Here is a 23365-nt window from a genome sequence, read left to right on the forward strand (position 1 = left end):
TGTGTCGCCGCGGAGGCCGCCGTCCGGCGAGGATGCCCGCATGAGGACCCGCATCCAGACCGTCCTGCTCGCGCTGCTGGTGACCGCGGGGGTGCTCGCCCTGCCGCCGCTGCGGGCGTCCGCCGCGGACCCGCGGGACGCCGCGCCCGTCCGGCTGCCCGCCCCGACCGGGCCGTTCGCGGTCGGCACCGCCGCGGTGCACCTCGTCGACCGCGACCGCCCCGACCCGTGGCGGCCCGGCCGGGCCCGCGAGCTGATGGTGAGCGTCTGGTACCCGGCGGCGCCCGGCGGGCGCGGACCGGTGCCGCAGATGACGCCGAAGGCCGCGGCGCACTTCGGGTCCGCCGCGGGCGCCGGGACGCTCAACCTGGGCGTCCCCGCCGGGACCGCCGACTGGGGCGCGACCGTCGGCGCCGCCCGCGCCGGCGCCCCCGCCGACCGCCGCGCCGGGCGGCTCCCGGTCGTCCTGTACTCGCCGGGCCTCGGCGACCCGCGGACGTGGAACACCGCGCTCGTCCAGGACCTCGCGAGCCGCGGCTACGCGGTGGTGGCGATCGACCACACCTACGAGGCGTCCGAGGTCGAGTTCCCCGGCGGACGGCTCGTCCCGAGCGACCTGCTCGCCGCGCCGCCGCCCTCCGCCCCCGGGGAGATCGCCGCGCTGCTGAAGAAGGTCATGGCGGCCCGGGTCGCCGACACCCGCTTCGTCCTGGACGAGCTGCCGCGCCTCGGCCGCCGCGCCGGCGCGGATCTCGACACCCGCCGCGTCGGCATGGCCGGGCACTCGGCCGGAGGGTTCACCGCCGCGCAGGCCATGCACGACGACCGGCGCATCCGCGCGGGGATCAACATGGACGGGCAGATGGACTTCCCCGGTGAGCTGAGCGGCGTCGCTCGGAACGGGCTCGACCGGCCGCTGCTGTTCATGCAGGCGGAAGGCGACGGTGCCACCGGCCACCGCGACGTCCCGTCCTGGGCGGCGTTCTGGGGCGCGACGCGCGGCTGGACGGCGAACGTGCTGGTCCGCGGGTCGCGGCACGCGTCGTTCACGGACGCGTCGGCCGTGCTGCCCGCGCTCGCCCGCCGGGGCGCCGAGCCGACCGGGGGGCTCGCCGCCGTCCTCGGCACCGTCCCGCCGCACCGGACGACCGCCGTCCAGCGCGCCTACGCGGCCGCGTTCTTCGACCGGTGGCTGCGCGGCCGCGACGGCGCGCTGCTGGACGTCCCGTCCCCGTTCCCCGGCGTCCGCTACGAACGCTGAGGAGCGGAACGCCCGGAAGATCCTCATCTGCCGCCGCTAGCTTCGCGGCCCATGGACCACGGAACCACCGGCCTGCCGGGCACTCCGCCGCAGGCCGCCCCACGCCCCCGCTCCCCCCTCCGGCCGCCTCGCCGTCCGCCTCCGGTGAGAGCGCGATGAGAGGTTCCTCATCCGCGCGCCGTCAGTCCTGCCAGTAGAACAGCAGGTCGCGGACCCGCAGCGGCCCCCGGTCGCCGAAGAAGTAGACGTGCAGCCCCTCGACCACGGTCTCGGCGAGCGCCCCGTCCACGCACGTGAAGCCCGCCGCCCGCAGGACCTCCCGGGGACTACCGTCCCGGCACTCGGCGAACGGCCCGAGCGTGCTGACGTGGACGGTCCCGGCGGCCGTCTCCACGACGTGGAAGGTGTCGTGGCCCGTCCCCCGGACGGCCGCCTCGGGCCGCGGGTCCCCCGGCTCCAGGCCCGCGCCGGCGAGCGCCCGGACGGCGCGGCGGAGGTCCGCCTCCGCCCGCCCGTCCGGTTCCGGTTCGAGCAGCGCGGCCTCGACCAGCCACCGGGGGTCGGTGCCGCGCTGCCCGGGGACGTGGCGGCGGACGATCGCCGCGCGCACGTCCGCCGGAACCCCCGGCAGCTCCACCCGCGGCGAACCGAGCCCCTCCCAGGCCGCCCGGACGCCGTGGCCGCGCCGATGCAGCACCGCGAGCGCCCACAGGTGCCCGGGGACGCGCCGCCGCACCATCCCCCACAGCCGCTCGTCGCCGCCGTCCGCCTCGGCGAGCAGCTCGTACGCCTGCCGGGCCACCATGGTGGAGGCGTCCCCGAGGGACGCGGCGACGTCGCCGCCCTCCCGCCACCGCAGCCGCACCCCGAGCAGCCGCTCCTCCGCCGTCGCCCCGCCGGCCGCGAGGTCCGCCGCGGACGCGGCGCCGAACTCGGCGAGCACCGCCCGCAGGCCGCACACCCCGACCAGCGCGTCGAGGGCCCGCTCACCCTGCACGCGCAGATGCGTCCACGGGTCCGCGGCCAGCACCGCGAGGCGCCGCGCCGTGCCCAGCTCACCCAGCCGCGCCCGCGCCCCGGTGACCGCCGCGTCCGCCCCGTGCCAGGGCTCCCGCCCGTCCTGCTCCCGAAGCCAGGCGAGCAGCTCGTCCGAGTGCGCGCGTCCCGGCTCGCTCAGCGCCGCCAGGACCGCCGCCCGCAGCAGCCCGTGGCCGCCGTCGTCCCGGACGTACGCGAACAGCTCCGCCGCCCGCCCGTCCGGCACCCGCCCGGCCAGCGCGAGAGCGCACCCCGACCGGCGCCACCACGGCTCCGCCGGGTCGAGCACGGCGTCGGCCAGGACGTCCGCCGGGACCGACGCCGTCCGCCGCGCGAGGCTCTCCGGCGGCTCCCGCCGCACCGCGGGCGAGGGGATGAGGTCGTGTACGCGCTCCCGTGTCACGGGCGGATCGTCGCGCGCGGACGCCGCCCGGCGCAACGGCGTCTCAGGACCCGGCGACGCCCGGCGGGAAACCGCCCGTCGCGATCGGCCCCCACCCCTCGACGGTGATCCGGATCAGCGACTTGTTCTGCCGCTCCATCGCCCGGCGGTAGTCGTCCCAGTCGGGGTGCTCGCCGGCGATGCCGCGGTAGTACTCGACGAGCCCGTCGAGCGCCGCCGGCATGTCGACGACCTCCGCGCGGCCGTCCACCTGCACGTACGGGCCGTTCCAGTCGTCGGACAGCACGCAGATCGACACCCGGGGCTCGCGGCGGGCGTTGCGCGCCTTCGCGCGGTCCGGGTACGTCGACACGACGATGCGTCCGGCGCCGTCCAGCCCGCACGTCACGGGCGACATCTGCGGACCGCCGCCGCCGCGCGTCGTGACGAGCACCCCGCGATGGCGCGGGCGCAGGAACTCCAGCAGCGCGTCGCGGTCGACGCGCTCGGCGGTGGCGATACGTGGCATGACGCCCCTCTTCCGACGGTTCGGCGGAGCCGTACGGCTCCCCGCCCGACCCTAGAAGCCCGGGCGGGGAACCCGTTACTCCATTCCGATCGGGGGCCGCCCGTCGAACCACACCGGCCGGACCGCCATCCGGCGGAACCGCCAGCCGTCCGCCGTCCGCACCGCCTCCGCGTCGAACCGGCCGCCGACGTCGAAGTGCGCGCCGGGCTCCTCCCCCCGGGCCGCCGCCGTCGACGCGAGGTGGACGTGCACCATCAGCGCGTCCCACCGCACCGCCGCGCGGTCCCCGTCGAGGTCCACGATGTGGTTGGACGCGAGATGCTGCGTCCGCTCGAACCGCTCCAGGGCGACCCGCGTCGACTCCGCCAGCCCGTCCAGTCCGGCGGCCTCGCCCACCGGGGCCTCCATCGCGACGTCGGCCGTATGGAAGCGGCGCGCCCACGCGTCGTCGATGTTCCGCTCGTCCAGGCTCACCATGTACCTGCCGACCAGCTCGATGATGTCCATCCGGTCGATCAGTTCGCTCATCGTTGTCATGCCACGACGCTACGAACCGGCCGGGTCCCCGGGCATCGGTCAGGTGACTGGCGTCCCGACAGTGTTCCGCCCGGCATGCCCGAAACGGAGCAGCGGGGCCCCGCGGCCGGGCAAGATGAAGATCGACAACCGGCATCGCGGCATGGAGCGGCTCGTGAACGACATTCCCGGCATCGACACGACCGTGCCGAGTTCGGCGCGGATCACCAACTACTGGCTCGGCGGCAAGGACAACTACCCCGTCGACCGCGAGGTCGGCGACGCGATCGCCCGCGTCCACCCCGACATCGTCACGATGGCGCGGCACGACCGCGCGTTCATCGGCCGCTCCGTCCGGTACCTGGCGGGCGAGGCCGGCGTCCGCCAGTTCCTCGACATCGGCACCGGCCTGCCCACGCAGGACAACACCCACGAGGTCGCGCAGCGCGTCGCCCCCGACTCCCGCATCGTCTACGTCGACAACGACCCGATGGTCCTCGCGCACGCCCGCGCCCTGCTCACCTCGACGCCCGAGGGCACGACCGCCTACATCGACGCCGACCTGCGCGAACCCGAGGCCATCCTCGAGAAGGCCCGCGAGAACCTCGACTTCGACCGGCCGATCGCCGTCATGCTCATCGGCATCCTGCAGCACATCGTCGACGACGCCGAAGCCGAGTCGATCGTCCGGCGGCTCCTCGACCCCCTGCCGTCCGGCAGCCACTTCGTCCTCGTGCACGACACCGCCGACTTCCACGGCCAGTCCGTCCTGGACGCCATGGACACCTTCATGGCCGAGGGCGGCCTGCCGATCTGCGCCCGCGACCACGCGCAGATGAAGTGGCTGATGGACGGCCTCGACCTCGTCGAGCCCGGCATCGTGTCGACCGCCCGCTGGCGCGTCGGCCTCGACAGCCCGTGGGGCGAAGCCGAGAACGTCGCCCAGTACAGCGCCGTGGGCCGCAAGCCCTGACCCGTCAGGCGGCCATGTCGAGCACGAACCGGTAGCGGACGTCGTTGCGCGCCAGCCGCCCCAGCGCGGCGTCCGCCTCCCGCGCCGGGACGACCTCGGTCTCGGCGACGATGCCGTGCCGGGCGCAGAAGTCCAGCATCTCCCGGGTCTCGCGGACGCCCCCGCTGCCCGCCCCCGCCAGGTTCCTCGCCCCGACGATCAGGCTCATCGGGTCCACCCGGAGGTCCCCGCCGGGGATGCCGACCATGCACAGCGTCCCGTCCACGGCCAGCGCCGCCAGGTACGGCTCCAGCGCGTGCGGCGCCCCGACCGTGTCGATGATCAGGTCGCAGCGGCCCGCCTGCGCCGCCATCCGCCGCCCGTCCGACGCGAGGACGGCGTCGTCCGCGCCCAGCCGGCGCGCCTCGGCGACCTTCGCGGGCGACGACGTGAACTGGACGGTCTCGGCCCCCAGGGCACGCGCGAGCTTGAGCGCGACGTGCCCGAGCCCGCCCATGCCGACGACGCCGACCGTCCGTCCGGGCCCGGCGCCCCAGCGGCGCAGCGGCACCCACGTGGTGACGCCCGCGCACATCAGCGGCGCCGCGCCCGCCGGGTCCAGCCCGTCCGGCAGCGCGTGCACGAAGTGCTCGTCCGCGACGTACTCCGACGAGAAGCCGCCCCGGGTCGGCGAATCGTCGACCCGGTCGACGCCCCCGTAGGTGAGGGTGACGCCCTCCTCGCACCAGTTCTCCCGCCCCGCCCGGCAGGGCCCGCAGGCGCGGCACGAGTCGACGATGTTGCCCACCGCCACCCGGTCGCCGACCGCGAACCGCGTCACCCCGGACCCCGTCTCCGCGACCTCCCCCACGATCTCGTGGCCCGGCACGAGCGGGAACCCGGCGGGATCGCCGCCGCGCACCGCCGCCAGGTCGCTCGCGCACACCCCGCAGTACAGGACCCGCACCGCCACGTCCGTCCGCCGCAGCTCCCGCCGCTCGAACACCCACGGTTCGAGCCCCGCACCCGGTTCGCGGGCGGCCCATCCACTGACCTCACGCATGGCACCACTCCGATCTCGCAGCCCGGACGTCACCAAGGCAGTTCGCCCTCGTCGTTGAAGAAGCCGCCGGACGGTCCGCCGTCGGGGAGGGTCGCGAGGCGGATCGCGATCGCCGCGCCCTGCTCGGGCGTCCGGACGCCGCGGAAGCCGTTGAGGTCGGTCGCCGTGAAACCGGGGCAGCCCGCGTTGACCAGGATGCCCGTGTCCCGCAACTCCTTGGCGTACTGGACGGTCACGGCGTTCAGGAACGACTTCGACGGGGCGTACGCGGCGGAGATCGGGCCTGTGGCGTCGCCGCGCGCGCTCTGCAGCGTCAGCGAACCGACCATGCTCGACATGTTCACGATCCGCGGCGACGCCGAGCGGCGCAGCAGCGGAAGCATCGCGTTCGTGACGCGGATGACGCCGATGACGTTCGTCTCCACGGCCGCCCGCACCGTCGCGGGATCGACCGCCGTGGGCTCCTGCGGCCCGCCGCCGGTGATCGCGGCGTTGTTGACGAGCACGTCCAGGCCCCCGCGTCCGCCGACCAGCCCGGCGGCGGCCGTCACGCTCGCGTCGTCCGTCACGTCGAGGGGCACGCCGAACGCGTCGACGCCGTCCGCCCGCAGCTTCGCGACCGCGGCCTCGCGGCGCCCCGCGTCCCGGGCGCCGACCCCGACGGCCCAGCCGAGGGCGCCCAGCCCCGCCGCGATCTCGTACCCGATGCCCTTGTTCGCGCCGGTCACCAGCGCGGTCGTCCGTTCGCTCATGTCGTCGATCCTCGCTCCGGAACCGGCGGAACCTCCAACACCGATCGGGTGCGCATCGATACTCCGCGGGTATGGATGCGGGTACCGTGGCAGCGTGGAGACACGGGAGCTGCGGTACTTCGTCGCCGTCGCGGAGGAGCTGCACTTCGGACGGGCGGCGCAGCGGCTCGGCATCGCGCAGCCGCCGCTCTCCCGCGCGATCCACCGGCTCGAACGCCGCCTCGGCGCCACCCTGCTGGAGCGCACCAGCCGCTCCGTCGCGCTCACCGAGGCGGGCCGGGTGCTCCTGCGGGAGGCCCGCGCGGCGCTGCACGCGGTCGACGCCGCCGAGCGCCGCACCCGCCGCGCCGCCGCGTCCCCCGGCGGGATCGTCCTCGCCACCAAGGCGGGCGCGAACGGCGAACTGCTCGCCAAGCTGCTCGACGCCTACGCCGCCGAACCGGACGCCGTCCCCGTCGAGGTGCTCCTGTCCGGCATCGGCGAGCAGGAGCGGGTGCTGCGCGACGGCCGCGCCGACGTGGCCCTGCTGCACCGCCCGTTCGACGACACGGCGGGCTTCGACACCGAGGACCTCGGCACCGAAGGCCAGGTCGTCCTCCTGCCCGCCGGGCACCCCCTCGCCGCCCGCCCCCGCGTCCGGATGGCCGAGGTCGCCGACCTGCCCGGCCTCCCCGTGCCCCGCTGGCCGAACCTCGACGGGACGTACCCGGACGGCCCGGGCCCCGAGGTCCGCGACCACACGCAGCTCACGCAGCTGATCGCGCTCGGCCGCGCGTCCGCGGTCGCCCCGGAGTCGTGCCGCTCCCACCTGCACACCGACGTCGCCACCGTCCCGGTCCTGGACGCCCCGCCGGTCACCACCGTCATCGCGTGGCCCCCGCACAGCCGCTCGAAAGCCGTCGCCGACCTCGTCCGAACCGCCACCCGCCTCTAGGACGGCGTGACCGGCGCGTGACCGGGGCGACAGCGCGCGGGCGGAGCATGGCGATGTCCGGAAGGGAGCGCCATGCACACCACCCTGAGCAAGCTCACCGCGACGGCCGCGGCCGCGGTCGCGCTCACGTCCCTGTACCCCGCCGCCGCGCACGCGGGGCAGGCCGTCCGCTCGTTCGTCTACAAGGGGCAGACGTGCGAGGACCACAGCTACGACCGCACCGCGAGCTACCACTGCTGGGCGGGACCGCCCGACGCGCAGATGTACCAGACGCAGGCCAGGTGCAGCGACGGCTCCTACAAGCACGGCAACTACGAGTGGTACACCTCCAAGTACTTCTCGCTCGTGTCCTGCCCGCCGGGCACGTCCGTGACCTGGTCGCGTCCCGAACCCCAGTACGACTGACACCGAGAAGGGACGATCCCGTGAAGGCACACGCACGAGCCGCCGCGGTCGCGGTCGCGGCCGCCTGCACTACGGGCCTCACCGCCCTCCCCGCCCACGCCGCCCCGGCCGTCGAGAAGGCCACCTGCTCGACCTACCGGTCGTCGGACGGCAAGAGCATCGGCGTCAGCTGCGACGCGGGCCGCTACTACGTCGTCGGCACGGCGTGCGGCCCGGGCCACTGCACCACCATCGGCGGCCCCATCGTGGACGCGCCCGCCATCTCCTGGGCGCACGCCGGCAGCGGCTACTTCGGCGGCCCCATCCGAGCGGTCTTCGTCTGAGCCGTCCCGGTCACGGGCGCTCAAGCCGCTGGACGAGCCCCCTCGACCCCACAACCGGGATCGAGGGGGCTTTGTCGTGCCGCCCACTATTCGAGCCACGTCCCGTCGCGCATGATGACTCTGCCTCGGAGTTCCGGCTCACCACGCCAGGCGCGCACGGTCTCCGGCACCACGCGCACATACGAAAAGGGATCGCCTTCCGTACGCGGGTCCCACCCGAACTTGGCGGCGAAGGCATCCGCCGCTTCTCCGGGCACGTCCCGGTCCGGGAAGCACTCCGCCTCCCCCTGGAGAAGCACCACGTCGAAGGAATCCGGTAGCGCCAGGCGCACGCGCGGCTCCTCCCGGACGTTCCGCGCGGTCGCGGAAGCCGCACCGGTGCACATCCACACCGCTCGCCCGTCCCACAGGAACCACAGCGGCACCTGGTGCGGGCCGTGATCAGGATGCGCCGTCGACACCCACATGTCCCGCTCGGCGCCGAGCCGTTCCAGAGTGTCGCGCCTACGCTCCGCCGTCAGGCGGCGAGCACTGCCCGTGGTCTGCATGACGATCGACCTTAACCAGCGGACTCACAAAGGCGCATGAGGCGAGAGACCTACGCCCGGCGACCGATGAACTCATTCCAGCGCTCCCCGGTACGCCGCCCAGCGCCGCACGTCGGCGAGGTAGGGCTTGATCCACGCCGCGGCGACGCGCTCGGAACGGAGCGTCCACACGGCGGTGTGCAGCCTGGCGTAGTGGTCGATCGCCTCCGGGTCGGCCGCCCGCCAGGCGGCGAAGCGGGCCAGCCACGCGGGCGAGTAGTCCGGGTGACGTCCTGGGACGTGCTCGAACGCCAGGACGAGCCACCCCTCGGCCTCCGCGCTCCACAGGAGCCGAGGGGCGAGCTCGCCGACGAACGCGTTGACCCGCGCCTCCCACCGGAGCGACATGACCTCGGGGCCGTCTCGGTCCGGGAGCTTGCGCGCCGCCTTGACGAACACGGTCGCGCGCTCGCCGGTCACCGTTGACGCGATGTCCGCGTGGTTGCCGGAGTCGGCGGGCCGGACGTCCCGGATCGGGCCGGTGCGCTCGGCGACGGCCTCCCGCACAACCGCAGGCAGGTCACCCCAGTCGCTTCGTGTCATGCGTCCCCGCTACGCATCGGTGACGACGGCCGGCGACCCGCGCGTCTCCCGCGTGGTCGGCGGGCCGGCCGCCGGTCGGCTTCCTGCAGCATGGCCGGTCGCCGAGGTCAGGTCCAGGAAGGCGTGCAGGACGGCGATTTCCGGGTGGCCCACACCGGCGAGCGTGCGCGGTCATGACGGCTTCACCGCCGCGCCCATCTCCCGGGCGATCTCGACCGCCGCCTTTTCGGCGTCTTCGGGCAGGCGCCGTCCTGCGGCGGGCCCGGTGCGCCATCGGTAGGTGCCGCCGTCCCAGGACACGAACCGGGGCCCGTTCTCCCGGTAGGTGACGCGCACGTGCGGCAGGTCCCGGTCGTCACGGTCGAGGGACGCCGTCATCTGGGGCGCGCACCGGCGGAGCGCCGCGTGCAGTTGCGCGTCCCGGCCGAACATCTCGATGCTCTCCATCTCCCCTCACGGAAGTCGCGGCGGACCGGGGATCAGGGGGCGACGAGGCCGCCGAGTGCGGTCCGCAGCCGTCCCCGGCGCGGCGCACGATGGCGGCGTTCAGGCCGGGGAGGTGCGAGGACGGTGCGGACGGGCGCGGCGGCGCGCGGGTGCCTCGGTTCGGGCGATGGCGTGGCGCGGCGGACGTCCAGGGCGTTCAGGCGGCGGGCCAGTTCGGCGGGCGTCGCCGCTTCGACCAGGTGGCAGGTGCCCGCGCGGTCGCGGGCCAGCGCCCACCAGCTCCCGGTGGCCTCGCCGAGCCAGGCGGACGTCCCGGGGAACCGGCGCGCCACCTCGGCGGCCACCCGTGCCTGCGGCGTTCGGAAGGCGGTCACCGGGCCGTCTCCGTCCCGACCTGGTCGGACGCCAGGCGGCCGAGGGCCCACGTCACCGCGTTCATGATCTGGTCGGCCTCGGCGACCGGCTCGTGGCCGGGGCCGAAGAACCACATCCGGCCGCCGTCGTCGGTGCGCGGACGGCACGTGACGGTGACGGTCGCGGGGCTCGCCTCGGGGCCGCAGCCGGGGACGTCGGGGTTCTCGATGCGCAGCCCCCTCGCGGTCAACTCGACCTGGAGGCGACGCGCGGACAGGTGCGCGGCGAGCGCCGCGAGATGGTGTTGCGGGGTCGTACGATCTGCCATGGGTCGGACCTCGTTTCCGGCCAAGGCCCCGGATCCCCCCGCTGTTCGCCCAGCGGGCCGGGGCCGCCTTGCATTCCGGCTGAACACGCGCCCCCGGCAGTCGGGGGTGTGTTCCGGAATCCAGTGAAGCGGTGTCGCAGGTCACATATGCAGAGGCAAAATGGGGTGCATCTGTGAGCACGCAGGTGGCACGGCGACACGCGAGGTGCACCCATGACCCCGGAAGAGCGTCAGGCGTTCGGTCGCAGGCTCGCCGCCGAGCGCGCCGCGAGGGGGCTGACGCAGCGTGCGCTCGCGGTCCGCGTGTGCGCCGCACTGCCCGACGCCCAGCGGCCCGACCTGGCCACGGTGGAGGGCTACGTCAAGCGCTGGGAGGCCGGACGGGCGGGCATCGGCGAGCGTAACCGCCTCGCCCTCGCGGAGGCCCTCGGCATCGAGGACGCCGATCTCTTCGGCGGACGGTCGGGGCCGCCGCGTCGGGAGACGGACGAGGAACGCCGCCGCCTGCTCGCCTGTCTGGGCCTCTTGGGAGTGGACGCCGGCGTCGCCGACGAACCTCTCGAACCGATTCGGCAGGCGCTCGCCGACGCCATCCCCGGCGGGCCGCGAGATCGGCTGATCGCCGACTGGGAGGAGGTCGCGTTCGAGTACGGGCACGCGTTCCTCACCGCGCCGCCCGGGGCTCTCCTGCCCGACCTCGCGCACGACCTCGTGCGGCTGCAGCGGATCGTCCGCGCCGTCGATGACGCCGGGGCGCGGCGCGGCCTGTGCGCCCCCGCCGGGAAGCTCGCCGCGCTCGTCGCGATGACGGTGGCGACGCTCGGGCACGCGCGCCAGGCGCGGGATTGGTGGAAGACCGCGCGCCACACCGCCGACGCCTCCGCCGACCGGAACCTGCGGGTGTGGGTTCGCGGGTACGAGTCCATGAGCGCCCTGTACGCGGGGCGGCCGCTCGCGCCGGTGCTGAGGCTCGCCGACGAGGCGATCGCCATCGCGGGGTCGTCCTCGGGCGCCGCGGTGCTGGAGGCGATGGCCGCCCGCGCGCAGGCCCTGGCCCTGCTCGGGCGTACCGGCGACGCCGCGGGAGCCGTCCGCGCCATGGAGGACAGGTTCGAGCGGCTGCCTCAGGCGCCCGCCGACGAGCGCCTGTCCACCGGGGCGTGGCCGGAGACGGCGCTGCGGCACACTGCGGCGTTCACCTACACCTGTGTCCGCGACGCCGCCCGGGCCGAACGCGCCCAGGCCGACGCCCTGCGGCTTTATCCGGAGGGCATGAAGCGGCAGCGTGCGCAGATCGAGTTGCTTCGCGCGACGTGCCTCGTCCAGGCGGGCGACGTCGCCGCGGGCGTCGCCCATGCCTCCCGCGCCGTGGGGTCCCTCAGCCGCTCCCAGCGCACCGCCACGGTCGCGCGCGGCGCGCGGATGGTCCTCGACGCCGTGCCGGAGGAGCGGCGGGAGCAGTCCTGCGTGCGCGAACCTCGCGAACTGGCGTCGCCGGGACCGCGCGGTCGCGTGGCGGGGTGATCGTGGCCGGCATCGAGCTCCGCGCCCATGACGGCCGCGCGGCGTCGGCGATGCTGGAGGAGCTGGCCGACCTGTACAAGCGGGTCTATGCCGAGCCGCCGTACGACTCCGCCCCGAAGTTCTCCCGCGCCCGGTTCTTGGAGCGGACGCGCGATCAGGCGGCGTCGTCGGGGTTCACGCTGGTCACGGCGCGGCGAGACACGGGGCTCTCGGGGTTCGCGTTCGGGTTCTCCATGGCGGCGGGCGGCTGGTGGGCCGCGGCGTCCCTACCGTCCTGGGACGTGGTGGACGCGTCGAAGTTCGCGGTCGTCGAACTGATCGTCGATCGAGCGGAGCGCGGGCGGGGGCTGGGGCGGCGGCTCCTGGATGCGCTTCTGGAGTCGCGGCCCGAGCCGTACGCCACGCTCGCCGCTGTGGTCGATGCGGACGCCTACGGCTGGTACCTGCGCCACGGATGGCGCAAGGTCGCCGAGTTCCGGGCCGAGCCGCCCCATTCCGACGCGCTCGTCCTCTCCCTGCCCCGGCGCGGTGGCGAGCCGCGCTGATCAGGCGTTTCCTCCCGTGGTCGGCCGGGTTCGGTCATGGGGGGTGGGCGGGGTGACCTTGCCAGCATATGGTGGCGGAGTTGCCTCGTCGAGGAGTGGTCGCGTGGTTCGAGGACGGGAACGACTGCATCGCCGGACGGTCCGGGCCGCGGTCGCCGCGGCGGCTTCGCTCGCCTGCGCGGCGGCGCTCGCGGGCGCCGCGGCGCCGGGCGGGGCGCCGGGCGGGGCGCCGGGCGGGGCGGCCGCCGCGCCGGGCGGGGTGTCCCGCTCCGTCACGCTCGTGACCGGGGACCGGGTGGCGGTCACCGCGCGGGACGGACGGGCGCCGCTCGTCGACGTCGAGCCGGGGCCGGGGCGCGAACGCATCGGGTTCTCCGTGCACGCGACGGCGCACGAGGTGACCGTGACGCCGATGGACGCCGTGCCGCTGCTCGCGGAGGGGCGGCTCGACCGGCGGCTGTTCGAGGTCCACCGGCTGCTCGCGTCCGGGTACGGGGACGAGCGGGACGACCTGCCGCTGATCGCGGCGCGTCCGGTCGGGGCCCTCAAGGCCGGACGGACGATCGCCGCGGGCGGGCTCACGGCGGTGCGGGCGGACAAGGACGGGCTGTCGGAGGCGTGGCGGGAGTTCGTCGGCGCTCCGTCGGCGCGGCTGTGGCTGGACGGGAAGGTGCGGGCGAGCCTGGACGGCAGCGTCCCGCAGATCGGCGCACCGGCCGCGTGGGAGGCGGGGCTGACGGGCGAGGGCGTCACGGTGGCGGTGCTCGACTCGGGCGTCGACGGGGAGCACCCCGACCTGGAGGTGGCGGAGGCGGCGAACTTCACGCCGACCGCGTCGGCCGGTGACGCGTTCGGGCACGGGACGCACGTCGCGTCGGTGATCGCGGGGTCGGGCGCGGCGTCGGGCGGGACGTACCGGGGGGTCGCGCCGGACGCGCGGATCGTCAGCGGCAAGGTGCTGGACGACACCGGGCAGGGGCGGGAGTCGTGGCTGATCGCCGGGATGACGTGGGCGGCGGAGGAGGCGAAGGCCGACGTCGTGAACCTGAGCATGAGCTGCTTCTGCGACTCGCCGGCGGTCGACCCGGTGGAGGAGGCGGTGAACCGGCTGTCGAAGGAGACGGGCACGCTGTTCGTCGCGGCGGCCGGTGACCTGTCGTGGCCGTACCCCGGGGTGATCGCGCTTCCGGCGGCGGCGGAGTCGGCGCTCGCGGTGAGCAGCGTCGACCGGCAGGACCGTCTCGCGTCGATGGTGCAGGGCCCGCGGATGTGGGACAACCTGATCAAGCCCGAGATCCTGGCGCCCGGCGTGGGGGTCGTCGCGGCGCGGGCGGGCGGCACGTCGGTGGGGGCGCCGGTGGACGGCTCCTACACCCGGCTGTCGGGGACGTCGGTGGCGACGCCGCACGTGGCGGGCGCGGCGGCGCTCGTGGCGCAGCGGCATCCGGGGTGGGACGGCGCGCGGATCAAGTCGATGCTGATGGGTTCGGCGAAGCGGCTGCCCGTGGCGGCGGGGTCGCAGGGCGCCGGACGGGTCGACGCGGGCGCGGCCGTCGCGCGGGGCGTCGCGGCGTCGCCGTCGAGCCTGCACGTGGACGCGAAGTGGCCCGACTCGGGGACGTCCGAGGTGAGGCGGACGGTGACGTACGCGAACGCGTCGGACGCGCCGGTCGAGCTGGAGCTCGAGATCGGCCTGGAGGGGCCGGACGGGGCGCCGCCGCCGGACGGGGCGGTGTCGCTGGACGCGCCGCGGGTGACGGTGCCCGCGAACGGCGAGGCGACCGCGGTCGTCGTGTTCCGGGGGGTCGACGGTGTCGCGGCGGGCGTCTACCAGGGCACGCTGACCGCCACCGGGGCGGACGGCGCGGTGGTGACGCCGGTCGTGGCGTACATGGAGCCGCCGACGAGCGTCGTCACGGTCACGGGGACCGACCGTGACGGGAAGCCCGTCCCGTACTTCTGGCCGACCCTCACGAACATGGAGACGGGCCGGTCGTACGACGCGCTGCCGAACGGCGACGGGACGGCCACGGCGCGGGTGCCGGTCGGGACGTACGACGTCGCGGGGCAGTTCGCGACCGGTTCGTCGTGGACGAGCGGGTTCCGGAAGGTCTACGCGCTGGAGGCGGGCGCGAACGCGGTCCCGATGGACGCGCGGCGGACCACGCCCGTCGAGTTCACCAACGACACGGCGGGCGCGGAGCTGACGGGGGCGACCGTGACGCTGAACCGGGTCGCCGAGCCCGGCTACTCGATCATGTACCTGTACGGGGACGCGCGGCGGCGGGTGTCGGTGCAGACGGGCGCGGACGGGCGGCTCGGCTACACGGCGCTGGCCACGTGGGAGAAGGCGGGCGCGGAGACCAGCCCGTACGTGTTCCACGACTTCCGGGCGGAGAGGGGGATCCCGGACGATCCGTCGCTGCGCACGCGGCGCGCGGACATGGCCGGGATCCGGACGTCGGTGCGGGCGTTCGGCGGCGCCGAGAGCGGGTCGCTGCGGTCGTACGCGACCGCGGCGGACGGGACCCTCGCGACGAACGTGACCCGTCCCGTGCCCGGCGACTTCACGCTGTACCTGCGGGCCGGCGGGGGGATCGCGTGGAGCCAGGAGCTGCGGCTGAACGACGGGAGCGGGGAGAACGTCGCCCGGATGCACAAGGGCGAGCGGTCGTACCGGCCGGGCCCGCAGGCGGACGCGTGGAACGCGGCCGTCCTCGGCCCGGTGCCCGCGGACTGGAGCAACCGGCGGGACGGCAACGTGCTGGAGGTCGCGTCGAGCTGCGCGGCGACGGGTGCGCTGGAGTCGTGCGGGCGGGCGTTCACCGGCACGGGCACGCTGACGCTCGCCCGGGACGGCGCGGTCCTCGCGGAGAAGGAGATCGACGGGTGGGACACGCCCGACATCGAGGCGACCGTCCCGGCCGGGGCGGCGGCGTACACGCTTCGGGAGTCGATCGCGTGGCCCGACGGGTCCGTCCCGGCCCGGCAGGACACCGTGTGGACGTTCCGGTCGGCCGAGACGGACGCGGCGGCGAAGCTGCCGCTGCTGGTCGCGCGGTTCCTGCCCGCCGGACTGGACGAGCGCAACCGGGCGCCCGGCGACCGGGCGACGCTCGTCCCGTACTGGGTCGAGCGCCTCCCCGGCGCCGCGGCGGTGCCGGTCGCGTCGATCACGGTGGAGGCGTCGTTCGACGACGGCGCGACGTGGCGGGAGCTGCGGGCCGCCGGGGGCGCCGCGCTGGGCGTCGTCCGCGTCGACCCGCCGGACGGCGCCGCGTTCGTGTCGCTGCGGGCGACGGTGCGGGACCGCGACGGCAACGCGGTGACGCAGACGGTCGTCCGCGCCTACGGCCTGTCGTGAGGGCCGCCGGCCGGTGGCCGCGGGGTCACCGGCCGGCGGTGTATCCGCGGTAGGTCTCGAACGCGGGCTTCGGGGTGTAGTCGTCGTGGAGCAGGCCGAAGCGGTGGAACAGGCCGTCGCGGGACGAGTCGGCGTCGCGGAGCGCGAAGTGCAGGTAGGCGCCGACGCCGAGGTCGCCGCTCAGGCGGACGACGGTGCCGAGGACGGCGTCCAGGACCTCGGCCTGCCGTTCGGGGGTGCGGTCGGGGCCGGTGGGCCAGCCGTTCTCGGTGAGGTGCAGCGGGACGGAGGAGGGGATTCCCGCCGACGTCATGAGGTCACGGTGCATCTCGAGGAGTCCGGCGGTGGCGGCGCCGGGGTCGGGGGCGGGCATGAACACGTCGGGGAAGAAGTCGAGGCCGACGTAGCCGAGGGCGTCGAGGAACGGCTGCCCGCCGAGTTCGGTGAGGCCGGCGAGGAACCCGGCGGCGGGGCCGAACATCAGCGTGGTGTTGAAGCCGACGCGCAGGCCGTCCAGGCCGAGGCGGTCGGCCTCGGCGCGGGCGGCGACGACGCCTTCGACGAGGGCGCGGCGGACGTCGGGGTAGTGGCCGTCGAGCGTGGGGATCCCGGCGACGTTCGGCTCCTCGGTGATCTGGAGCGTCGCGATGTGCGGGCCGTGGCGGCGCAGGGTGTCGCGGACGAAGTCCAGGTAGCCGGGCACGTCGCCGGACGCCGACTGGTACTGGACGACGAGGTCGAGGCGGCGCCCCTCGCCCGCGTACTGCTCGACGTCCTGCGGGGCCTCCGGGCGGGGGCGTCCGGGGTCGGTGAAGCCGCGGTAGCCCCGGACCAGGAACGGGCCGTCGCCCTGGAGGTCGCGGAGGGCCGCGAGAATCTTCGCGGGGTCGTCGGCGGGTCCGGTGGCGAGGCTGCCCTCGTCGTCTCCGGTGACCCCGCCCGGGTAGATGCCGTACTCCATCAGTCCTCCTCGCTGTCGGGCCAGGCGAGCGAGCCGTCGGCGATCTCCGTGAGGACTTGCTCGACCCACGCCAGCTCGGCCTGGACGAGCGCGCGCGCGTACTCGGCCTCGATGACGTACAGGCGCGGGACGTCCGCTTCGGCGAGCCCGGTGTCGATGCGGGCGAGGTCGTCGCGGAGCCGTCCGGCCCGGTCGGCGAGGGCGTCCGCCGCCCCCTCGGGGCCCAGCGCCCCGAGGTAGGCGACGGCCGTGAGGAACACCGGGTACTCCCGCCGCGGCGCCCGGATCAGCTCGTCGAGCCGCCGGACGAACGCGTCGCGGCCGTCGCCGGTCAGCTCGTAGACGGTCCGGGCGGGGCGGGTCCCGTCCTGGACGGTCTCGCGGGCGCGGGCCCAGCCCTCGCGTTCGAGCGCCGCGACGACGTCGTACAGCGAGCCCCGGTTCGTCCGGACGTTCGTGCCGCGCTCGCGCAGCACGACGCCCATCTCGTACGGGTGCATCGGGCGTTCCATCAGCAGGCCCAGCACCGCGAGGGCCAGCGGGTTGTCCACACTTCGTGCCATAGTCGCTCCCTGATATCAGGAACCGACTATAGCGCGGTGAGGGACCGGAACGTCCGCAGGAGGACGTGCGCGAGGTTGTAGACGACGAGCCCCGGCGGCGCGGCGGCCGCCTGCGCCGGATCGTTGACGATCGTCGTCATCGCCTTGCCCGCCCCGGCCGCCGCCGCGCGGACGGCCTCGGTCGCGGCCCGCACGTCCGGTTCGGCGGCGCCGCCGGTCAGGCCCATCGCCACCGACAGGTCGGCGGGCCCGACCATGACCGAGTCCACCCCCTCGACGGCGGCGATCTCGGCCGCGTTCGCGCACGCCCGCGGCGTCTCGGCCATCACCACGACGACCGTCCGCTCGGCGGACCGCCGCAGGTGGTCGGCGATCGACGCCGCGCCGAACCCGCCCGCGCGGCTGTAGGTGGCGAACCCCCGGGCGCCGAGCGGCGGGTAGTGCGCGGCGGCGACGGCGGCGCGGGCGTCCGCGGCGGTGTCCACGTGCGGGACGACGATCCCGGTGGCGCCGAGGTCGAGCACCCGCAGCACCAGCCCCGGATCCCCGGCCCCGACCCGGACCAGGACGTCCAGCCCGTGGGCCTCGGCCGCCGCGATGTGGTGCTGGAGCGCGACGAGGTCGGCGGGACCGTGCTCCAGGTCGATCAGCACGTGGTCGAAGCCGGCGACCCCGGCGAGCTCCACGAGGAACTCGCCGGGGAGCCGCAGCAGGCCGCCGAGCGTCTTCTCCCCGGCCCGGATCCGCTGCTTGAGGCCGGCCGCCCCCGGTCCGGTCACCGCGCCACCATCCCGGCGGACAGGTCGATGTCGGCCGCGCACAGCCCCGGCATGCCCAGCATCGCCACGAGCGCCGTCGCGACCTCGTCCGCGGTGACCATCCGGCCGAGCGCGGCGCGGGACACGAACGCGCGCTCCGCGTCCGCCGGGTCGGTGCCGGTGCGCTCCGCCTCCAGCCGGAAGTTGCGCTCCATCCGCGGGCCCGCGACCGGCCCCGGCGACAGCGCGTTGACGTTCACGCCGAGCGGCCCGACCTCCGCGGCGAGCGTGGTGGTCAGCCCGAGCACCGCCGTCTTCGACGCGCAGTACGGGGTGCGGGCGGCGAGGGGGCGCTTGCCGCTGACGGACGCGACGTTGACGACGTCCCCCGACCCCCGCTCGACCATCGCCGGGAGGAACGCCCGGCACATCAGGTAGACGCCGCGCACGTTCACGTCGAACACCGCGTCCCACTCGTCGGGCTCGATGTCGACCAGCGGCTTCACCGGGCCCGGGACGCCCGCGTTGTTCACCAGGACCGACACCGCCTCGTCCGCGAGCTCCGCCGCGAGCGCCGCGACGCTCGCCGGATCCGACACGTCGCAGGTCGCGGCGCGCCCGGGGACGGGCAGCCCGGCGGCGACCGCGGCGACCTTCGACCGGTCGCGCCCGACGACGACCACCCGGGCGCCGGCGCGGGCGAGGGCGTCCGCCATCGCCGCGCCGAGCCCGTTGCCGCCGCCCGTGACCAGCGCCGTCCGCCCCGCCACCGCGCCGCCGGGACCGGCGGTCACGACGGGTCCCCGCTGAGCGCCCGCGCCTCGTCCATCCACGGGAACGACGCGTCGCCGAACCGCGCCGCGCGGACGTCCCCGGACCGGGCGTGGCCCTCGAACAGCTCGACGCGCGCCGCGCGGCCGCACACCTCGCCGAGGCGGGCGCTCGCCGCCGGGTCCGTGACCTCCTGGTACGTCACGGTCTTCAGGTACTTCCCGACCCACAGGCCGCCGGTGTAGCGGGCGGCGCCCCGCGTCGGCAGGACGTGGTTCGTGCCGATGACCTTGTCGCCGTACGACACGCACGTCCCCTCGCCGAGGAACAGCGCGCCGTAGTTCCGCATCCGGTCGAGGGCGCGGCGCGGGTCGGCGGTCAGCACCTCGACGTGCTCGGACGCGTACCCGTCGGCGACCTCGAACGCCTCGTCCACGGAGTCGACGACGACGATCTCGCCGTGGTCGCGCCAGGCCGGCCCGGCGAAGTCGCGGGTGGGCATGCCGGGGAGCAGCCGGTCGACGTGCGCCGCCACCTCGCGCCCGAGGGCGGCGGAGGTGGTGACCAGGACGGCCGGGGAGTCGGGGCCGTGCTCGGCCTGCGACAGCAGGTCGACGGCGACGGTGAACGGGTCGGCGGTCTCGTCGGCGATCACCAGGATCTCCGTCGGGCCCGCGAACAGGTCGATGCCGACCTCGCCGAACAGCTGCCGCTTCGCCTCCGCGACGTACGCGTTGCCCGGCCCGGCGATCAGATCGACGCGCCCGATCGTCTCGGTGCCGACCGCCATCGCCGCGACCGCCTGGACGCCGCCCAGCAGGTGGATCTCGTCCGCGCCCGCGAGGTGCATCGCCGCGACCGTCGCCGCCGGGACCTCGCCGCGGATCGGCGGCGTGCACGCGACGACGCGCGGCACCCCCGCGACCTTCGCGGTCACGATCGTCATGTGCGCGGACGCCGTCAGCGGGTACCGGCCGCCCGGCACGTAGGCGCCCGCGGCGGACACCGGCACGTGGCGCTGCCCGAGCCGGACGCCCGGCAGCGTCTCCGCCTCGAAGTCGGTCATCGAGTCGCGCTGCAACCGCGCGAACCCGCGGACCTGCTCCTGCACGAACTCGATGTCCTCGATGACCTGCCGGGGAACGCCCGCGACGATCTTCTCGACCTCGGCGTCCGACAGCGTGAACGACGGCGGCGTCCAGCGGTCGAACTTCTCCGAGTAGTCCCGGACGGCGGCGTCGCCGCGCTCCCGGACGTCCGCGATGATCTCCTCGACGCGGGCGCGGACCTCGCCGAGGTCGCGCGCGACGCGCTCCTGCGGCACCGGCTCCTTCAGCACGTGGGGCACGACGTCCTCCTGTTCGTTGTGGGTTGGTGGTCCAGCCATTCGCGAACGACCCCGGCGAGGACGCGGGGGCGTTCGACGGGCAGCAGGTGGCCCGCGCCGGGCAGCACGCGCAGGCTCCCGGAGGGCGCGGTCTCGGCGATGCGCCGGTGGAACCCGACCGGGCACAGCGCGTCCGCGCCGCCGCACACGGCGAGCACCGGGCAGGGCGCGGCGGCGAGCGGCGCGGACGCGTCCCGGCGGGTCGCCTGCGCGGCGAGCTGCGCGCGGAACACGTCGGGGCCGATCCGGTGCGCCATGCCGAGGAACCGCTCGTCGTGCCCGGGCTCGGCGAACATCGTCGGGAGGATGCCGCGGACGACGTCGTCGAACGCGCCGCGCTCCGTCCGGTCGGCCATGTCGCGCCAGCCCGCGAGCTGCGCCGGGGTCGGGGCGCCCGCGTTGGTGGAGATCGCGCAGAACGCGGCGACCCGCTCGGGCGCGAGGCGCAGCACCTCGAACCCGACGATCGCGCCGAGGCTCAGCCCGACGAGGACGAACGGGCCGTCCGCGGCGGCGAGCACCTGGCGGGCCATCCCGGTGACCGTCGGCTCGGTGATCGCGACGGGCGTCCCGGGGAGGTCCGCGCCCGACCACAGGTCGGCGTCGCAGAGCATCCCCGGCACGAGCAGCGTCGGGATCATCGCGGGACCAGGTCGGCGGGCGCGAGGTAGCCGCCCGGGTCGAGGGCGGTGCCCGCGTCGGCGGCGGCCTTGACGACGTCGTCGTCCCACTCCAGCCGGACGCGGCCGTCGCCGCCGTTCACCACGACCATGGACGCCTCGCCGTCCCCGGCGTTGCGGACCGAGCGCCAGGCGTGCGCGGGGACGGACAGCATGTCCCACGGGCCGAGCCGCACGGCCAGCTCCTCGCCCGGCCCGTTCAGCACGACCTCCCACTCGCCGTCCTTGACCATCAGCACCTGCGACTCGCCGTGCCGGTGCCGGTTGAGGCCCTCGCCGGGCCGCGCCTTCAGCCACGCCACGTTGTGCCCGTGCGGGTTGTGGACGACCGGCTCCTGGAAGCGGTCCTCGGTCATGCCGTAGCCGATGACGGCCGCGAGCCGCGCCCCGCCGCCGGGCAGGCGGGAGTCGAGGAACGGCGCGTCGCTCCAGCTCAGGTCGTCCGGGGCGGCGACGCGGCGGCGCAGGTCGTCGGCCGTGTAGGTGCGCAGCCCCGCGATCTGCTCGGCCGAGACCGGACGGACCGTGCGCGCGCCCTCGGGGACCGCCTCGCCCGCGACCGTGTCGACCAGCTCGCCGGCCTCGGTGAGGAACAACCCGTGGTCGGCGGCCTCGCGGAGCACCGACGGGCCCCAGATGATGCCGCCCGTGTCGTCCTCGCCGAGGGTGGTGAAGAGCCAGCCGTCGTCGGGTCCCACGTTGGTGAACCCGCGGAAGATCCACGTCGGGATGGACGCGATGTCGCCCTCGCGGAGCAGCAGCTCGCCGTCCGTCCCGTCCGCGCCCCACCGCAGGAGGAACTCGCCGCGGAAGCACAGGAACACCTCGGCGGTGAAATGCAGGTGCAGGCTGTTCGTCACGCCGTTCGGCATCGCCGCCGCGCCGATGTTGTAGCCGTGCGGCTCGCGCAGGTTGATCACCTGGCCGGGGCTCTGGCTCACCCCGGGGCCGATCATCGCGTAGTTCTCCTTGCGGTCCGATCCGGGCGTGCGGCAGTCGATGAACGCCTGGTCGCAGGAGACGAAGTCGTCCCGCCGGATCGTCCGCCGGGCCAGTTCGGCGGCCGTCACCGGGACCCGCCGCGGGTCCGCGTCCTGAGTATTCATACGTATGCACACTACGCGCAGCGGGTGCGGTGTTGTCAATCGCAGTCCCGCTGAACGGCTTCGGACAGCGGGTGAATAGACGTATGCTTGCCTGCGTCGATCGAGAGGCCGCCGTCGCGGCGCGCAGGCGTGGAGGCAGCAGGTGGGGATCACGAGCCGCGACGTCGCCCGGCTGGCCGGCGTCTCCCAGCCCACGGTGTCGCGCGCGCTCCGGGGCGACGAGCGGGTGTCCGCCGCGACCCGCGCCAAGGTGCGCGAGGCCGCCCAGGCCCTCGGCTACGTGCCGAGCGAGGCGGGCCGCAGCCTGTCCACCCGCACGTCCCGGCGCATCGGCGTGCTGGTCACCGACCTCACCAACCCGTTCTACCCGCACCTCGTAGGCCCCCTCCACGACGAGCTGGGCCGGCTCGACTACCGCATGATGCTGTTCACCGAGCGCTCCGACGAGGCTCTCGCCTACGAGCGGCTCCTCGACCGCTCGATCGACGGCGTCGTCCTCGCCACCACCACGCTCGGCTCCGGGCTGCCCGCCGAGCTGCGCCGCCGCGGGCTCCCGTTCGTCTACCTCAACCGCGAGGGCGGCACCCCCGGCGACGCCGTCGTCGTCGACAACCGGCGCGGCGCCGGGTTCGCCGCGCGCGAGCTCGTCGGGCTCGGGCACGAGCGGATCGCCGGCATCTTCGGGCCCGAGGACACCAGCACCGGGCGCGACCGCGAGTACGGCCTGCGGCTCGCGCTCGCCGAGGCCGGGATCGGGCTCCCCGAGTCGCGCGTCCGGCGCGGCCCCTTCGAGTTCGACACCGGGTACGCGGGCCTGACCGGGCTGCTCGCCTCCGAAGCGCCCCCGACCGCCGTGTTCTGCGGCAACGACGTCATCGCGATCGGCGCGCTGGACGCCGCGCGCCGCTTCGGCGTCCGGGTCCCGGACGACCTCACGGTCATCGGCTTCGACGACATCCCGATGGCGTCGTGGGCGTCCTTCGAGCTGACGACCGTCCGGTACGACCTCGGGGAGATGGCGGCCACGGCCGTGCGGCTGCTGATCGACCGGATCGGCGGCAAGGCCGGGGACGAGCCGGCCCGCGTGGTGCTCGACCCCGAGTTCGTCCCGCGCCACACGCACGCCGCCCCGCCCGCCTGACGCCCGCCCCGCCCCTTCCCGCGCTCCGCCGCCCCTCTCCGCCCGCCTCTCCGCCCGCTTCGCGCGCCCGCGGATCGACCCGCGGCGCCGGTCGCCCACCGAGCGATGCATACGGATATGCATAACGCCGGACGCCGAGGTCACCCCCGCA

The 23365-nt window shown here is 75.4% G+C and carries 26 protein-coding genes; 9 read left to right on the top strand and 17 right to left on the bottom strand.

Annotation, left to right across the window (positions count from 1 at the left end):
• Positions 1–40: 40 nt before the first annotated feature.
• Positions 41–1261 carry an alpha/beta hydrolase family protein gene (locus H505_RS42005; RefSeq protein ID WP_034518043.1) on the top strand — a complete coding sequence of 407 codons (1221 nt, stop codon included), beginning with the start codon at positions 41–43 and terminating at the stop codon, positions 1259–1261.
• 181 nt (positions 1262–1442) lie between these two features.
• Here H505_RS42005 and H505_RS0115275 read toward each other — a convergent pair whose 3' ends face one another.
• The 3 genes from H505_RS0115275 to H505_RS0115285 form a co-directional block, all read right to left on the bottom strand.
• The gene (locus H505_RS0115275; protein ID WP_157433005.1) at positions 1443–2702 is read right to left on the bottom strand and encodes a hypothetical protein; all 1260 of its coding nucleotides are present in this window, start codon (positions 2700–2702) and stop codon (positions 1443–1445) included.
• Between the two features lie 43 nt (positions 2703–2745).
• Positions 2746–3210, bottom strand: a complete 465-nt coding sequence (locus H505_RS0115280) for a PPOX class F420-dependent oxidoreductase (protein ID WP_026402700.1) — start codon at positions 3208–3210, stop codon at positions 2746–2748.
• A gap of 75 nt (positions 3211–3285) precedes the next feature.
• A complete protein-coding gene (locus H505_RS0115285; protein ID WP_034518044.1) occupies positions 3286–3747 on the bottom strand; it encodes a nuclear transport factor 2 family protein in 462 nt (153 codons plus the stop codon).
• A 154-nt stretch (positions 3748–3901) separates the two neighbouring features.
• Between H505_RS0115285 and H505_RS0115290 the strand changes: the two genes are divergently transcribed.
• Positions 3902–4699 carry an SAM-dependent methyltransferase gene (locus H505_RS0115290; protein WP_245592528.1) on the top strand — a complete coding sequence of 266 codons (798 nt, stop codon included), beginning with the start codon at positions 3902–3904 and terminating at the stop codon, positions 4697–4699.
• Positions 4700–4703: 4 nt separating this feature from the next.
• Here H505_RS0115290 and H505_RS0115295 read toward each other — a convergent pair whose 3' ends face one another.
• Complete coding sequence (locus tag H505_RS0115295; RefSeq protein ID WP_026402703.1) at positions 4704–5741, bottom strand: NAD(P)-dependent alcohol dehydrogenase; 1038 nt, start codon at positions 5739–5741, stop codon at positions 4704–4706.
• A 29-nt stretch (positions 5742–5770) separates the two neighbouring features.
• A complete protein-coding gene (locus tag H505_RS0115300; protein ID WP_026402704.1) occupies positions 5771–6493 on the bottom strand; it encodes an SDR family oxidoreductase in 723 nt (240 codons plus the stop codon).
• A 94-nt stretch (positions 6494–6587) separates the two neighbouring features.
• Here H505_RS0115300 and H505_RS0115305 point away from each other — a divergent pair, with 94 nt between their 5' ends.
• From H505_RS0115305 to H505_RS42010, 3 genes are all read left to right on the top strand, one after another.
• Positions 6588–7427 (top strand): LysR family transcriptional regulator, encoded by an 840-nt coding sequence (locus H505_RS0115305; RefSeq protein ID WP_026402705.1) that lies wholly within the window; start codon positions 6588–6590, stop codon positions 7425–7427.
• Positions 7428–7499: 72 nt separating this feature from the next.
• Positions 7500–7832 (top strand): hypothetical protein, encoded by a 333-nt coding sequence (locus H505_RS0115310; protein WP_026402706.1) that lies wholly within the window; start codon positions 7500–7502, stop codon positions 7830–7832.
• A 20-nt stretch (positions 7833–7852) separates the two neighbouring features.
• Positions 7853–8155: a hypothetical protein gene (locus H505_RS42010; RefSeq protein WP_051300718.1), complete on the top strand. Its 303-nt coding sequence runs from the start codon at positions 7853–7855 to the stop codon at positions 8153–8155.
• 86 nt (positions 8156–8241) lie between these two features.
• Here H505_RS42010 and H505_RS0115320 read toward each other — a convergent pair whose 3' ends face one another.
• The 5 genes from H505_RS0115320 to H505_RS0115340 form a co-directional block, all read right to left on the bottom strand.
• Entirely contained in the window at positions 8242–8703 is a 462-nt protein-coding gene (locus tag H505_RS0115320; RefSeq protein WP_026402707.1) for a pyridoxamine 5'-phosphate oxidase family protein, read from the bottom strand.
• 72 nt (positions 8704–8775) lie between these two features.
• The gene (locus tag H505_RS47680) at positions 8776–9285 is read right to left on the bottom strand and encodes a hypothetical protein (RefSeq protein ID WP_157433006.1); all 510 of its coding nucleotides are present in this window, start codon (positions 9283–9285) and stop codon (positions 8776–8778) included.
• A 171-nt stretch (positions 9286–9456) separates the two neighbouring features.
• Positions 9457–9732, bottom strand: a complete 276-nt coding sequence (locus H505_RS0115330; RefSeq protein ID WP_026402708.1) for a hypothetical protein — start codon at positions 9730–9732, stop codon at positions 9457–9459.
• Positions 9733–9764: 32 nt separating this feature from the next.
• On the bottom strand, positions 9765–10106 hold the full coding sequence (locus H505_RS42020) for a hypothetical protein (RefSeq protein WP_034518046.1): 342 nt from the start codon (positions 10104–10106) through the stop codon (positions 9765–9767).
• Entirely contained in the window at positions 10103–10414 is a 312-nt protein-coding gene (locus tag H505_RS0115340) for a hypothetical protein (protein WP_157433007.1), read from the bottom strand. Before H505_RS0115340 ends, H505_RS42020 begins: the two co-directional genes overlap by 4 nt.
• A gap of 213 nt (positions 10415–10627) precedes the next feature.
• Between H505_RS0115340 and H505_RS0115345 the strand changes: the two genes are divergently transcribed.
• The 3 genes from H505_RS0115345 (at position 10628) to H505_RS42030 (ending at position 15847) form a co-directional block, all read left to right on the top strand.
• On the top strand, positions 10628–11938 hold the full coding sequence (locus tag H505_RS0115345) for an NsdA family TPR-like regulatory protein (RefSeq protein ID WP_026402710.1): 1311 nt from the start codon (positions 10628–10630) through the stop codon (positions 11936–11938).
• 2 nt (positions 11939–11940) lie between these two features.
• Complete coding sequence (locus H505_RS42025) at positions 11941–12483, top strand: GNAT family N-acetyltransferase (RefSeq protein WP_157433008.1); 543 nt, start codon at positions 11941–11943, stop codon at positions 12481–12483.
• A 103-nt stretch (positions 12484–12586) separates the two neighbouring features.
• Positions 12587–15847, top strand: a complete 3261-nt coding sequence (locus H505_RS42030; RefSeq protein ID WP_051300721.1) for a S8 family serine peptidase — start codon at positions 12587–12589, stop codon at positions 15845–15847.
• Between the two features lie 25 nt (positions 15848–15872).
• Here the strand turns inward: H505_RS42030 and H505_RS0115360 are convergent, their stop codons facing one another.
• Genes H505_RS0115360 through H505_RS0115390 form a run of 7 tightly spaced genes read right to left on the bottom strand, consistent with a single transcriptional unit; the run spans position 15873 to position 22073 of the window.
• A complete protein-coding gene (locus H505_RS0115360) occupies positions 15873–16808 on the bottom strand; it encodes a hypothetical protein (RefSeq protein ID WP_026402711.1) in 936 nt (311 codons plus the stop codon).
• On the bottom strand, positions 16808–17371 hold the full coding sequence (locus H505_RS0115365) for a PadR family transcriptional regulator (RefSeq protein WP_026402712.1): 564 nt from the start codon (positions 17369–17371) through the stop codon (positions 16808–16810). Before H505_RS0115365 ends, H505_RS0115360 begins: the two co-directional genes overlap by 1 nt.
• Positions 17372–17397: 26 nt before the next feature.
• The gene (locus H505_RS0115370; RefSeq protein WP_026402713.1) at positions 17398–18150 is read right to left on the bottom strand and encodes an HpcH/HpaI aldolase family protein; all 753 of its coding nucleotides are present in this window, start codon (positions 18148–18150) and stop codon (positions 17398–17400) included.
• Positions 18147–18923 carry an SDR family NAD(P)-dependent oxidoreductase gene (locus tag H505_RS0115375; RefSeq protein WP_026402714.1) on the bottom strand — a complete coding sequence of 259 codons (777 nt, stop codon included), beginning with the start codon at positions 18921–18923 and terminating at the stop codon, positions 18147–18149. Before H505_RS0115375 ends, H505_RS0115370 begins: the two co-directional genes overlap by 4 nt.
• Positions 18920–20248: a histidinol dehydrogenase gene (gene hisD, locus H505_RS0115380; RefSeq protein WP_026402715.1), complete on the bottom strand. Its 1329-nt coding sequence runs from the start codon at positions 20246–20248 to the stop codon at positions 18920–18922. The genes H505_RS0115375 and hisD overlap by 4 nt, the downstream gene beginning before the upstream one ends.
• Positions 20233–20928: an alpha/beta fold hydrolase gene (locus H505_RS0115385; protein WP_026402716.1), complete on the bottom strand. Its 696-nt coding sequence runs from the start codon at positions 20926–20928 to the stop codon at positions 20233–20235. The genes hisD and H505_RS0115385 overlap by 16 nt, the downstream gene beginning before the upstream one ends.
• Positions 20925–22073, bottom strand: a complete 1149-nt coding sequence (locus H505_RS0115390; RefSeq protein ID WP_034518048.1) for a cupin domain-containing protein — start codon at positions 22071–22073, stop codon at positions 20925–20927. Before H505_RS0115390 ends, H505_RS0115385 begins: the two co-directional genes overlap by 4 nt.
• 91 nt (positions 22074–22164) lie before the next feature.
• Here H505_RS0115390 and H505_RS0115395 point away from each other — a divergent pair, with 91 nt between their 5' ends.
• Complete coding sequence (locus H505_RS0115395) at positions 22165–23214, top strand: LacI family DNA-binding transcriptional regulator (protein ID WP_267898597.1); 1050 nt, start codon at positions 22165–22167, stop codon at positions 23212–23214.
• The last annotated feature ends 151 nt before the right edge of the window (positions 23215–23365 follow it).

The organism is Actinomadura rifamycini DSM 43936, from assembly GCF_000425065.1.
Taxonomy (GTDB): Bacteria; Actinomycetota; Actinomycetes; order Streptosporangiales; family Streptosporangiaceae; genus Spirillospora; species Spirillospora rifamycini.

Coding starts and splice junctions, on each gene's coding strand:
- H505_RS0115340 (WP_157433007.1), bottom strand. CDS start 10,414: ATGGCAGATCGTACGACCCCGCAACACCATCTCGCGGCGCTCGCCGCG.
- H505_RS0115365 (WP_026402712.1), bottom strand. CDS start 17,371: ATGGCACGAAGTGTGGACAACCCGCTGGCCCTCGCGGTGCTGGGCCTG.
- H505_RS0115360 (WP_026402711.1), bottom strand. CDS start 16,808: ATGGAGTACGGCATCTACCCGGGCGGGGTCACCGGAGACGACGAGGGC.
- H505_RS0115345 (WP_026402710.1), top strand. CDS start 10,628: ATGACCCCGGAAGAGCGTCAGGCGTTCGGTCGCAGGCTCGCCGCCGAG.
- H505_RS0115390 (WP_034518048.1), bottom strand. CDS start 22,073: ATGAATACTCAGGACGCGGACCCGCGGCGGGTCCCGGTGACGGCCGCC.
- H505_RS0115295 (WP_026402703.1), bottom strand. CDS start 5,741: ATGCGTGAGGTCAGTGGATGGGCCGCCCGCGAACCGGGTGCGGGGCTC.
- H505_RS0115280 (WP_026402700.1), bottom strand. CDS start 3,210: ATGCCACGTATCGCCACCGCCGAGCGCGTCGACCGCGACGCGCTGCTG.
- H505_RS42005 (WP_034518043.1), top strand. CDS start 41: ATGAGGACCCGCATCCAGACCGTCCTGCTCGCGCTGCTGGTGACCGCG.
- H505_RS0115330 (WP_026402708.1), bottom strand. CDS start 9,732: ATGGAGAGCATCGAGATGTTCGGCCGGGACGCGCAACTGCACGCGGCG.
- H505_RS0115320 (WP_026402707.1), bottom strand. CDS start 8,703: ATGCAGACCACGGGCAGTGCTCGCCGCCTGACGGCGGAGCGTAGGCGC.
- H505_RS0115285 (WP_034518044.1), bottom strand. CDS start 3,747: ATGACAACGATGAGCGAACTGATCGACCGGATGGACATCATCGAGCTG.
- H505_RS0115300 (WP_026402704.1), bottom strand. CDS start 6,493: ATGAGCGAACGGACGACCGCGCTGGTGACCGGCGCGAACAAGGGCATC.
- H505_RS0115310 (WP_026402706.1), top strand. CDS start 7,500: ATGCACACCACCCTGAGCAAGCTCACCGCGACGGCCGCGGCCGCGGTC.
- H505_RS47680 (WP_157433006.1), bottom strand. CDS start 9,285: ATGACACGAAGCGACTGGGGTGACCTGCCTGCGGTTGTGCGGGAGGCC.
- H505_RS0115385 (WP_026402716.1), bottom strand. CDS start 20,928: ATGATCCCGACGCTGCTCGTGCCGGGGATGCTCTGCGACGCCGACCTG.